At 61.7% G+C, this 11,956-nt stretch carries 9 protein-coding genes; 6 read left to right on the forward strand and 3 right to left on the reverse strand.

Annotation, left to right across the window (positions count from 1 at the left end; translation table 11 throughout):
• Positions 1-372: 372 nt before the first annotated feature.
• The 4 genes from dnaK to GOB94_RS13765 all read left to right on the forward strand — a co-directional run bounded on the left by dnaK (position 373) and on the right by GOB94_RS13765 (position 5,078).
• A complete protein-coding gene (dnaK, locus tag GOB94_RS13750; RefSeq protein WP_182276446.1) occupies positions 373-2,286 on the forward strand; it encodes a molecular chaperone DnaK in 1,914 nt (637 codons plus the stop codon).
• A 219-nt stretch (positions 2,287-2,505) separates the two neighbouring features.
• Positions 2,506-2,790, forward strand: coding sequence for a hypothetical protein (locus tag GOB94_RS13755; protein WP_182278697.1), 285 nt, complete (start codon positions 2,506-2,508; stop codon positions 2,788-2,790).
• Between the two features lie 86 nt (positions 2,791-2,876).
• Positions 2,877-3,785: a DNA-formamidopyrimidine glycosylase family protein gene (locus GOB94_RS13760; protein ID WP_182276447.1), complete on the forward strand. Its 909-nt coding sequence runs from the start codon at positions 2,877-2,879 to the stop codon at positions 3,783-3,785.
• Positions 3,786-3,830: 45 nt separating this feature from the next.
• Positions 3,831-5,078: a DnaJ C-terminal domain-containing protein gene (locus GOB94_RS13765; protein ID WP_182276448.1), complete on the forward strand. Its 1,248-nt coding sequence runs from the start codon at positions 3,831-3,833 to the stop codon at positions 5,076-5,078.
• Here GOB94_RS13765 and GOB94_RS13770 read toward each other — a convergent pair.
• Positions 5,075-6,040, reverse strand: a complete 966-nt coding sequence (locus GOB94_RS13770) for an SDR family oxidoreductase (protein WP_182276449.1) — start codon at positions 6,038-6,040, stop codon at positions 5,075-5,077. The genes GOB94_RS13765 and GOB94_RS13770 overlap by 4 nt on opposite strands.
• 156 nt (positions 6,041-6,196) lie before the next feature.
• Here GOB94_RS13770 and GOB94_RS13775 point away from each other — a divergent pair, with 156 nt between their 5' ends.
• The gene (locus tag GOB94_RS13775) at positions 6,197-6,583 is read left to right on the forward strand and encodes a helix-turn-helix transcriptional regulator (protein ID WP_182276450.1); all 387 of its coding nucleotides are present in this window, start codon (positions 6,197-6,199) and stop codon (positions 6,581-6,583) included.
• A gap of 79 nt (positions 6,584-6,662) precedes the next feature.
• Positions 6,663-7,844, forward strand: a complete 1,182-nt coding sequence (locus GOB94_RS13780; RefSeq protein WP_182276451.1) for a glycosyltransferase — start codon at positions 6,663-6,665, stop codon at positions 7,842-7,844.
• Positions 7,845-7,913: 69 nt separating this feature from the next.
• On the opposite strand, the gene GOB94_RS13785 is transcribed toward GOB94_RS13780, so the two are convergent.
• Together GOB94_RS13785 and GOB94_RS13790 are read right to left on the reverse strand one after the other, a co-directional pair.
• On the reverse strand, positions 7,914-9,893 hold the full coding sequence (locus tag GOB94_RS13785) for a glycosyltransferase family 39 protein (RefSeq protein ID WP_182276452.1): 1,980 nt from the start codon (positions 9,891-9,893) through the stop codon (positions 7,914-7,916).
• Positions 9,890-11,746 carry a glycosyltransferase family 39 protein gene (locus GOB94_RS13790; protein WP_255483980.1) on the reverse strand — a complete coding sequence of 619 codons (1,857 nt, stop codon included), beginning with the start codon at positions 11,744-11,746 and terminating at the stop codon, positions 9,890-9,892. The genes GOB94_RS13785 and GOB94_RS13790 overlap by 4 nt, the downstream gene beginning before the upstream one ends.
• Positions 11,747-11,956 lie beyond the last annotated feature (210 nt).

An 11,956-nucleotide genomic window follows, 5' to 3' on the forward strand; every position in this document is an offset into this window, starting at 1 on the left:
GTCTTGTCGGCCTTGGTTTGGCATTGGCACGAGTTTTCTTCTCTTCTTCGGCTTTGGCCTTCTTCTCTTCCGCGGCCTTTTCCCTCTTCTGGGTCTTCAGCCCGGCGGGGTCAGTTCACGACTGGAGCGGGAACCGTGCTAGACGACGTAGGCTGAATGGTGAGCGTGGCGTGGGGAGCAGAGAATAGAGTGTGGCCTGAGGGGTAAATTGAATCAACAAAGTTGACAGTAAGTCACTCATGTGCGAAACTAAGGGAGTATTTGCACGATGTCAGCCATATCTGGAGGGGAATCTCCAGTCAAAGCTGAAAGAAGAAGACTGCGGAGTTGCGCCGTCGAGGCAGCTTTCCGGAAAAGGTGAGGACAGGGAGTATGGGAAAGATTATTGGTATTGATCTCGGAACGACGAATAGCTGTGTCGCGGTAATGGAAGGCGGCGAGCCGAAGGTAATTCCGAATGAAGAGGGCGGCCGCACGACGCCGTCGATTGTGGCGTTCACGAAGAACGGGGAGCGGCTGGTAGGCCAGGTGGCCAAGCGCCAGGCGATTACGAACCCTGAGAACACGATCTACTCGATCAAGCGGTTTATGGGACGCCGGCTGAATGAGGTTGGCGACGAGATGAAGATGGTGCCGTACAAGGTTGTGGCCAAGGGCGACAACGTGGCGGTGTTGGCGCAGGGGCATGAGTACACGGCTCCTGAGATCTCGGCAATGATTTTGCAGAAGCTGAAGAAGGCTGCTGAGGACTATCTTGGGCAGTCGGTGACGGAGGCTGTCATCACGGTTCCGGCGTACTTCAATGACGCGCAGCGGCAGGCGACGAAGGATGCCGGCAAGATCGCTGGTCTGGATGTGAAGCGTATTGTGAACGAGCCGACCGCGGCTGCGCTGGCCTATGGCCTGGACAAGAAGAAGGACGAGACGATTGCCGTGTATGACTTCGGCGGCGGCACGTTCGATATCTCGATCCTGGAAGTGGGCGATGGCGTGATCGAGGTGAAGTCGACCAACGGTGATACGCACCTGGGCGGCGACAATCTTGACCAGCGGATTGTGGACTGGTTGATTTCGGAGTTCAAGTCGGAGTCAGGTCTTGATCTGACCTCGAAGGGCAACGAGATGGCACTGCAGCGCCTGAAGGATGCTGCGGAGCGCGCCAAGATCGAGCTTTCGACCGCGCAGGAGACGGAGATCAACCTGCCGTTTATCACAGCAGACGCGAGCGGGCCGAAGCACCTGGTGCGGACATTGAGCCGCGCCAAGCTGGAGCAGTTGGTCGCTGACCTGCTGGAGAAGTCGGTTGGGCCGAGCAAGCAGGCGCTGAAGGATGCGGGTATCGACGCGAGCAAGATCGACGAGGTTGTTCTCGTCGGTGGACAGACGCGTATGCCGGCGATCCAGAAGCTGGTGAAGGACCTGTTCGGCAAGGAGCCGCATAAGGGTGTGAACCCGGATGAGGTGGTCGCGATTGGTGCGGCGGTGCAGGCTGGCGTGCTGGCGGGCGATGTAAAGGACCTGCTGCTGCTGGATGTGACTCCTCTGACGCTGTCGATCGAGACGATGGGTTCGGTGGCGACGCCGATGATCCCGCGCAACACGACGATCCCGACGAAGAAGTCGGAGACGTTCTCGACGGCGGCCGATAACCAGACCGAGGTCGAGGTCCACGTGATGCAGGGTGAGCGTCCGATGGCGGCGCAGAACCGCACGCTGGGCAAGTTCAAGCTGGGCGGCATCCTGCCGGCTCCGCGTGGCGTGCCGCAGATTGAGGTGACGTTCGATATCGACGCGAATGGCATCCTGAACGTCTCTGCGAAGGACAATGCGACGGGCAAGGACGCGAAGATCACTATCACGAGCTCGTCGGGCCTGAGTAAGGAAGAGGTCGAGCGCATGGCGAAGGACGCCGAGGCGCACGCGGCCGAGGACAAGGAAGCGAAGGAGAAGATCGAGGCGAAGAACCAGCTCGACTCGATGGTCTACAACGTGGAGAAGATGCTGAAGGACGGCGGCGAGAAGCTGGACGGCGCGGACAAGGGCGACGTGGAAGGCGCGTTGAGCGAGGCGAAGACGACGCTCGCAGGCGATGCCAGCGCGGCGGACCTGAACGCGTCCCGCGAGAAGCTGACCTCGGCAAGCCACAAGCTGGCCGAGGCGCTGTACAAGGCGACGGCTGCGGCGGGCGCTCCCACAGACGGCGAAACTGCCGCCGCGGGGACGACCGAAGAGCCGAAGAAGGACGAAGGCGTGATCGACGCGGAGTATGTCGACACGGACAAGTAAGCTGCGAGTGTTCCACAGCGGTACTGAACCATCGGCGACGTTGGTGCGTACAGACGAGGAGGAGCTTCGGCTCCTCCTCTGTTCGTCTCGCATACCTTTTGGATAATGTGGATGACGGTGGGCAGGATGTGGAACGCATCAAGTTATGCAAATGTGTGTTGAAGAAAAGTGAACCGATAGGGCGCGCAGGATGCGTCCAATGTAAGGAAGGAGACGGCCATGAGAGACGATAGAAACGACTACGAACAGGACGATCTTCAGTTGACCGCGACGGGTCGTGACCAGGCATGGCCGGGAGCGGTGCAGTGGGACCTCGGGGCAGCTCGCGGGTACGCAGGTGAGGTGGTGTGGCGCTGCGATGCGACGCGCGCCGGTAAGCTCTATAAGCGGAGCTTGTTCGGGTCTCGCGAAGAGGCCGAGCGGTTTGCGGTGCGGATGCGGCAGAATGAGCCCGACCAGATGTTCAGCGTGGAGGCGATCAAGGCGAGTACGATGTGGAACTAGTTTGGATTTGATGCCCTCTGCGAGGCCCCTGAACGGGGCCTCGCGTTGCAAGAGGGGTAGAGTGATAGAGCGAGGTATGAGGGCTAATGCCTGAAGGCAATGAGATTCATCGGTGGGCGGAGCGGCATACGCGGGCGTTTGTAGGGAGGAAGATGCATGTGGACTCGCCGACGGGGCGGTTTGCCGATGCAGATGCTCTGGATGGGCGGAAGCTAGAAGAGGTGAGGGCTAAGGGCAAGCACCTGGGGTATGTGTTTGGGAAAGACCGCGTGCTGCATGTGCATCTGGGGCGGTATGGCGATTGGACCGAAGGGCAGATGCCTCTGCCGGAGCCGAAGGGCGCGCTGCGGCTGCGGATGTGGCCGGTGGGGGCGAAGGCGCGGACGGATGCGGCGAAGGCCAGCGTGCGGCATGGGTGGTACTCGGAGGATGATGGGTCGAACCCGGTGGCTCCGGAGGATGTGGACTGGCTGGAGCTGCGGGGGCCGAGCGATTGCAGCCTGTGGAGCGATGCGAAGTGGGCGGAGTTGCTGAAGCGGTTGGGACCTGATCCTTTATCGAACGACGGGGTGGAAGGGGATGACCCGGCGCCGGCGTTTGCGGAGATCGCGAAGTCGAAGATGACGATTGCGCAGCTGTTGATGGAGCAGGATGTGATTGCGGGGATTGGGAACATCTATAGAGCGGAGCTGCTGTATCGGGCGCGGATGAGCCCGTTTCTGGAGGGGCGCGAGGTGCCGCCGGCGGCTCTGAAAGCCATGTGGAAGGATGCGATTCCCCTGATGAAGGCCGGAATGGTGGACCGCAGGATTGTTACGACGCGGTCGAAGGACAGGCCCCATTCGACAGGTAAACCGCTGAAGGAGGAGGTGCACTATGTGTATCGCCGGGCGGGGAAGCCGTGCTGGGTGTGCGGGACGAAGATTTTGAAGAAGGATCTGGCGGGGCGGACGTTGTACTGGTGTCCAGTGTGCCAGGGGACGGATGCAAGTTAAGGCTGTGCGCGGGGCGGGTGGTGGAGTAGGTTAGAGAGAAAGATTATGGCTACGCAGACGAAGGACTACTACGGTGTACTTGGCGTCAAGAAGACGGCGAGTGCGGATGAGATTCGCAAGGCGTTTCGCAAGCTGGCGCGGAAGTATCACCCGGATGTGAACCCAGGGGACAAGAAGGCGGAGGAGAAGTTCAAGGAGATCTCCGAGGCCAACGACGTGCTGAGCGACGAGAAGAAGCGGAAGATCTTCGACCAGGTCGGGTTCTACTCGGACAACATCGACCCGGCCGCGGCGGAGGCGTATGCGCGTGGCGGCGGGCAGCCGGGGGCATCAGGGTTTGGCGGCGGCGGTGCGAGCGCGGGCGCGCGTGGGCAGGCTGGCGGCGGAGTTCCGTTTGATTTTGGCGGGTTTGATTTTTCGGGCTTTCAGGGTGGTGGCCGCGGCACGCAGGAGAGCGAAGGGTTCGGGGCGAGCTTTCGCGATGTGTTTACCGGGATGTTCAATGGGGGTGGCCGGCAGGCACGCGGGCCGCAGCCGGGGACCGACGTCGAGTACAAAGTGGAGATCGACTTTTGGACGGCGGTGCGCGGCGGCGTGACGCGGCTGGAGATCCAGCGGCAGGAGCAATGCCCGACGTGCAAAGGACGTGCTGTGGTGGGTGGGAGCACGGAGTGTCCTGAGTGCCACGGCAGCGGCCAGGTGACGCAGATGGGCGGGCGGATGAAGTTCAACATCCAGTGCCCGCGGTGCGGTGGCAGCGGCAAGGTGCAGAAGGCGTGTCCAAAGTGCGATGGCGCCGGTGTGCTGACGCGGCGGGAGCCGTTGGAGTTTCGCATCAAGGCAGGGACGCGCGATGGGCAGCGGATTCGGCTGGCGGGCAAGGGCAATGCGGGGACGGAGGGCGCGCCGGCGGGTGATCTGTATTTGATTATTGTTGTTGGCCCCAACAAGCTGTTCAAGCGTGTGGGTGATGACATCCACGTGACGGTGCCTGTGACGGTGATGGAAGCTGCCCTGGGCGCGAAGATCGATGTGCCGACAATTGATGGAGTGGGTACGCAGATTGGGCAGTCGCAGCTGAAGATTCCGCCGGGCACGCAGGCCGGGCAGAAGCTGCGGATGCGCGAGAAAGGCGTCACCAGCGCGACGAAAGAAGGGCATCGCGGGGACCAGATCGTCGAGGTGAAGATTGTGGTGCCGAAGGTGCAGGATGAGCGGTCGAAGGAGATTCTGCGCGAGCTGCAGAAGCTGAACCCGGAAGATCCGCGGGCGGAGATGCTGGCGGGGATTTAGTCGTCGACGGGCGCTTTGGGCAGTATGAAGCGGTTGGTGAGGGCGTTGGCGAACTGGATGGTTTCTGGCATGAGGCCAGCGATGCGGGCGGCGAACCAGGCCTGTGGGGTGATGGTGATCTCAGCGCGGTTGAGTTCGATGGCGCGGTAGATCTTGTTGGCGGCGTGGGTGGCCGTGGTAGTGATGACCGGTTTAGTGGCGGCGAACATGAACCAGCGGCGCTCGGCTTCGACATTGCCGACGAACTTTGCGTGGGCTTCGCCGCCGGTGCGCATGAGGCCGGGACAGACGGTGGTGACGAGGACGTCTTTCGCATGCAGCTCTGTGTGCAGGCCTTCAGAGAAACCGACCAGAGCGAACTTGGCTGCGGTGTAGGGGAGCATGTGGGGGACGGCCATCTTGCCGCCAATGCTTGCGATGTTGACGATGGCGGCGCGGCGGGAGCCGACGAGCGGTTGCTGCTTGAGCAGGTGCGGCAGTGCAGCCCAGGTGGTGTGGAAGGCGGCGAAGAAGTTGATCTGCATAGCTTGCTCGAAGGAGGTGGCGGGGAGCAGTTCGGCAGGGCCGACCTCGATGATGGCGGCGTTGTTGATGAGGACGTCGATGCGGCCAAAGCAGGCGAGGGAGTCGGCGATGAGACGCTGGCACTCTGTGGGCTGCGCCAGGTCGGCGGCGACGAGATGGATGTCTTCGGGCTTGAGGTGCGGATGACGGGCGAGGAGCGTGGTCTTTGCCTGCTCGAGCTCGTCCATGTGGCGCGAGGTAAGGACGAGGCGTACTGGGTGAGACTTGGCGAAGCGCGAGGCTATGGCGAGGCCCAGGCCTCGGGAACCACCGGTGACAACGACGACGGCTCCGGCGGGGAGGCGGATGGTGCCGAGGATACGCGTGACTCCGAGCGAAAGGGCAAGCAGTGCGATGATGAAGGCGATGAGTTCGATCCAGTAAATGGCGTTGTGCATGTGATAGACCTGTCGAGACTGAGGGTACACCGTGGTGGCGCTGCGAGTTTGATGGTGTAACACTATGTGGCGCAAATGATGGAGCGCCTGACTTGAGGCTGCACAGGCACACGGGAACGCGGTATTCTGCTGGCAGGTTTGGATATTGGATAGACGATGGCGACGAAGCGTAAGAGTAAAGGCGCGTATATGATCTCGGCGGTGGCGGAGATGTACCAGATCCATCCGCAGACGTTGAGGCTGTATGAGCGTGAAGGACTGTTACGGCCGTCGCGGTCGGAGGGGAACACGCGGCTGTATACGGATGAGGATCTGGAGCGGCTGGAGTTCATCCTGAACCTAGCGCGGGATCTGGGCGTGAATATGGCGGGGATTGCGATTGTGCTGCAGATGCGTGAACGCATGGAGGAGATGAACCGCCAGATGCAGGGGTTCGTCGACTACGTGCGCACGGAGATGCTGACACGGATGCAGCAGCAGACGCCGCAGCCGGGGCTGGTGCCGTTTCGGCGGCCGGTTAAAGTGAACAAAGAGAAAGAGTAGACGCGGTCGCGTAGACTTGAAGAGACGGGTCCGAACCATGGCCTGATCTATCTGAGTTGCGTTTGAGTTGCGTGGTGCAATGACGGTCCTGCTTCATATTCTGTTCTGGGTGGCGGCGTTTGGGTCGGTTACCTCAACCATCTACTGCGGCATGGTGCTGGCGGCAGCGGGGCGTTTTGGCCTGACGAAGCGGCGCGAACAGCGGGAGGCGGTGGACTATCTGCCTCCGCTGAGTGTGCTGAAGCCGCTGCACGGCACCGAAGACGGGATGGAACGGAACATTGAGACGTTCTTCGAGCAGGAGTATCCGGAGTTCGAACTGCTGTTTTGTGCACGGCACGCGACGGACGAAGGACTGCAGTTGGCGGAACGGGTGGGGCAGCGGTATCCGCATGTGGCGGCGCGCTATGTGACGTGCGGCGAGCCGATGCCGAAGTTTCATAACGCGAAGGTGTACTCGCTGGCGAAGCTGGATTCCGTGGCGAAGTATGACACGTTCATCACTAGCGATGCAGACGTGCGGGTTGCGAAGGATTACCTGCAGCGGATGGTGCAAACGCTGAAGGACCCGAAGATCGCGCTGGCGAGTTGTGTGTACCTGGGTACAGCGCATGTGGGCGCGGGGTTTTCGTCGCGACTGGATGCGGTGGGCAAGAGTGTGGAGATGACCAGCGGCGTGCTGGTCGCGGACATGATTGAGGGCACCAAGTTTGCACTGGGTGCGACGATGGCGCTGCCGCGAAAGAGCTTTCAGGATGCGGGCGGCTTCGACGAACTGGGCCAGTTCTACGCCGATGACTTTGTGCTGGGTAATCGGCTGGCGAACCAAGGCAAGGGCGTGCGGATGGCCACGCATATCATCCGGTTGATGGTGCAGGACTCGCCGTTCTGGCTGAGCTTCCGCAACCAGCTGCGTTGGATGCAGAGCACACGGCGGTCGCGGCCGTGGGGGCACTTCGGCAGCGGGTTTACCTTCGCGATGCCGTTTGGAGTGTTGGGGCTGTTGTGGGGCCTGTTGAGTGGGCACGCGCTGCTGGGCTTGGTGTGGTTCGCAGCTATGGTGGTGAACCGCTGGCTGCAGGCGGCCGCGATCCTGAGCGTGCTGGGCGATCCGTATATTGCGTATAACACGCTGATCTATCCGCTGCGCGATCTGCTGGGAAGCATCCTGTGGCTGGGCAGCTATGGCGGCGAGAACTTCTACTATCGCGGAAAGATCTACAAGCTGAAGGAAGGCGGCCGTGTGGAGGCGCCGGAGTAGGGCAAAGCGTAGAGCATTGAGTGTAGAGCGTAGACCAGTCCTTGCTGAGAGCCACGGTTTACGCTCTTTCTATTTGGGCTGGTTGGTGAGAATGGTTTTGCCGCCAGAGTCAGCGAAGTCGATGACAGGGCCGAAGGGGGCGAGATCGCGGGCGCGTCTGGCGGGGTGGTATGTGAGCAGAAAGATGCGATGTGGGCCTCGCCAGAGCTGGTGGAGTTCGGCATCGTCGGCGAAGATGTGTGGGGCGTCAGGCCAGAAGCTGCCGAACCAGGGGCCGTTGACGCGGCCGTTGACGAGCATTACATGGCCACCGAGGTCTTGTGTGTAGAAGAGCAGCGTGGAGCCGGAGGTGAGCTCGCCGTCGATGAGGATAAGATCGCCGGGCTTGCGTTGCGAGTCGATGGCGAGGGCGAGGTCTTTGGAACCGAGAATGGGGTAGAAGCGCACGAGGCCCTCATGCGCGGCGAGCAGCACGGCGGACATGGCGGCGGTGATGAGCAGGTTGGCTATAAAGGTGTGACCCTTGCGGCGTACAGCATAAGCGATGGGGCCGAGTGTGATCATGCCCAGAGACACGGTGATGAGCGGGCCACGGAAGAAGCCCATCGCCGCACCGGTGAGGTCGAAGATATGGCCGAGCGAGAGGTTATAGAACGCTGGGTTGCTGCTGAGGGCGGAGCTGAGGGTGTCGCCGGGATGTGGCGAGGGAGCGGTGATTGCAAAGTAGGCGCAGATGATGGAGAGCAGCGTTCCAAGCGGCACGAGAACATAGAGCGCGCCACGGAGCGCCTGAAGCGGAGCGTTGACGCGCAGATGGAGGGTAGTGTTGGCTGGGGTACGGACGTCGGCTGCGGCGAGGAGTGCGCCGACGAGCAGAGCGAGTGCGGGCAGCGCGGGCAGGTGGTAGTACTCCTGCCGTGAGCTGAGGGTGAAGAAGCCGAGGATGATGCCTGCCCAGAGGAGAAGCGAGAGCGCGGCCTCGCGGCGGCGGGCGGTGGCTTCGACGAGGCTGACAGTGTCGAAGCCGGCGAAGATGTCGGAGTCGAAGCGTCGGCTGCCGGGCCGGGAGATGCGAAGCTCGCGGAAGGCATCCAGCAGAGCCCCGAAGAGGAACGCAACCCAGGGGAAGAGCCAGATGAGCAGCAGGAGCCAGAAGAGCGGGATGGGGACCTGTCCGTAATCGTGCGGGATGCGTTTGCCGAGGAAGCGAGCGATGTGTTCGTTGTAGAGATAGAACCATGCCCAGCCGGCGTGGGCAGGCAGGCCGAGGCCCGAGGGCATCGCGATAGGTGGATTGCGGAGCGCGGCGAGGATGTGCCACGGCGCAGCGATGATCAGGAAACATGCTGTCGATGCGATGAGATTGAGCTGCTTGAGCAGGGGCAGGCTGCGTGTGAATGCGAGGTAGAGCAGCACGAAGCCAACAGGGAAGACGACACCGATGAGGCCCTTGGTGAGGACGTCAAGTGCCATGACGGCGCCGAAGCCGAGCATGGGCAGCAGTGTGGACTCGCCTTCGCGGATGCGGTCGAGCGCAATGAGGAAGAGATGGACGGAGAGCGTCATCCAGAGGGCGATGAGGATGTCCGGAATGTAGAAGCGCGTATAGAGGTAAGGGCCGAGCGAGGTGGCCATCGCCAGTGCTGCATAGAGGCCGGCGCGGTCGGGTGCGGCGGAGGGTGAAACGGCTGCGTAAAGGCGGTTGCCGAGGGCGTAGACGGCGAAGAGCAATGCAAGTACGCCGAGCGCGAGAGGCAGCCGCGCGGCCCAGTCGTGGATGCCGAAGATGCGCATGGAGCCGGCAGCCATCCAGTACATGAGGGGCGGCTTGTCGAAGAAGCGGATGCCGTCGATGGTGGGGGTTACATAGTCGTGACGCTGCAGCATCTCGCGGGCAACCTGGATGTAGACGGAGTCGACGTCGTCAAGTAGGCCAGGACGGAAGAGCCCACCGAATTGCAGCACAAGCCAGGGAAGCGTGATGAGGAGAAGAGAGGAGATGCGCCAGCGTTGTGCTGGACGAAGGTCCGGGTTAGGTGCTGAGGTCACTGGGAGTCTTTCATGGACGAAGGTGTATCGAGAGCGCGGTCGGTGTAGAGCGCCTTGCCGGAGGTCTCTTTGAGCAGGAGCTTATTGGAGCCGAGAAGTTGGTCGACTTGGTCACGCAGGTCAGGGGGAACGAAAAGAATCTTACGCTGGCCATGCCCCCACTGCGCAAGGAGTTGTTGAGCAGTGAGGAAGATGGGTGGGGCATCGGGGAAGGTGCTGCCGAAGAGCATGGAGGTGCTGCGGCCATCGACGAGCAGGACCGGGTGGCCGAGATAGAAGGGGATCGAGGAACCGTAGGCCTGATCGCCGAAGAGCATGACTTCGGTGCCTGGCGCGATACTGCCGTTGTGCTCCAGCGACTGGATGTTGGCGGCGAAGTCGGCCGAAGAGAGCATGGGGGCGAAGCGGCACAGGGCGATGTGCGCGGCGATGAGGAAGACCGCGCTGGTGATGGACATGGTGAAGATCGCGGAGAACAGCCGTCGACGCCTATAGAAGATGAACGCGACTGTCGGGCCGATGGCGAAGGCCAGCGCAGCCAAAGCCGCGGGCAGCCGAAGTGCTGCGAAAGATGGGCCGGTGAGGTCGAAGAAGTGTGACATCGAGAGTGTGTAGTCGCCGACGCCGCGATGCGCGAGCAGGGCTCCGATATCTGAGACGAAGGGGAGGTGGCGGGAGTTCCAGAGCCCCCAGCCGAGCGCGATGCTGATGGCCAGGCCGAGGACAAAGAAGGCCGCGAAGGCGAAGCTGAGGCAGCGGCGGAGCGGTGTGTCTCCACGGGTAGGCTGGTAGGCGAGGGCTGCGGCCAGGAGCATCAAGAGCGGAAGATAGACGGGGAAGGTGTAGTACTCCTGGTTGGTGGAGAGTGAGAAGAAGGCCAGGATGATGGCGGAGAACAGGCCAAGCAGCAAGACGGTGCGTTGGGCGAGTGACGCTGTGTGCAGGGAGAGGAGATCGCGGCGGCGGCGCCAGGCGACGAGCAAAGCGGCTGGGGTGAAGAGGCTCCAAGGGAAGAGCCAGACGAGGTGCAGCAGCCAGTAGAGCGTTGCGGGAAGTTTGTTGTAGTCGCGCGGGATGCGGCGGCCCAGGAAGCGCAGCAGATGCTCGTTGACGAAGTAGAACCAGAAGAAACCGTGACCGGGAGCGAAGCCGAAGCCACCGCGGCTGCCGGTGTTATGCAGGCCCGCCAGGATGTGCCACGGAGCTGCGATGATCAGGAAGAGCAGTATGCCAGTGATGGGCCGCAGTCTGCGCCAGTGCTTCAGGTCTCCGGTGAGAAACATGTAGAGCAGCGCCGTCCCGCCGAAGAAGACAGGCGCGACCAGACCTTTGGTAAGGACAGCGAGAGCGAGCGTTGCCCACATTTCGTAAGGAAACGTGCGGGAGAAGAGTGTGTCGGCAGTGTTGTGGTCGAGCGAGCGTTGCAGGAGGTAAAGCGACAGGGCGAGAAGCAGCGAAAGCAGAGCGTCTGGGATGAAGACGCGCGTGAACAAGAAGACGCCCGCGGCAGTAAGGACGAAGATGCCCGCGTAGAGAGCAGCGGCGCTTCCGAAGGCTCGGCGCGACCATGCATATCCCAGTAGCGCAAGGCCTAGCACGGTGAGAGCCAGAGGCAGATGAATCGCAAAGGCAGGGTATGACGGAAAGAGATGCAGACTTGCGGCGGCGATCCAGTAGGGTAGAGGTGGTTTTTCCAAATAACGGATGCCGTTGACATGAAGCGTGACGAAGTCGCCGGTGCGCAACATGGCCTGGGCAGCCTGGGCGTGGGTTGCGTCAGCGTCGTCCAGCAGCGGTGGGCCGGCGAGTGCGGTGATAAAGATGGCAATCCAGAGGGAGAGAAGCAGAGCCACGTGAGACAGGGGCCAGCTCCTTGATTCAGGGGCATCCACGTGGGTGTTATCGAAGGGTCTTGAAGTGCTTGGGGCCGCAGTGCTCATGGTGGTCGGCGATGACGCCTTCTCTAAGGATACCGAACGCCTGTGGATTAATGCGGACTTCGCAGAGCTTTCCGAGCATGTATGGTGGTCGAGATACTGTTTCCGGAGAAGAGGACCAAGGAT

Origin of the sequence: Granulicella sp. 5B5, from assembly GCF_014083945.1 — a bacterium.
Lineage (GTDB): Bacteria > Acidobacteriota > Terriglobia > Terriglobales > Acidobacteriaceae > Granulicella.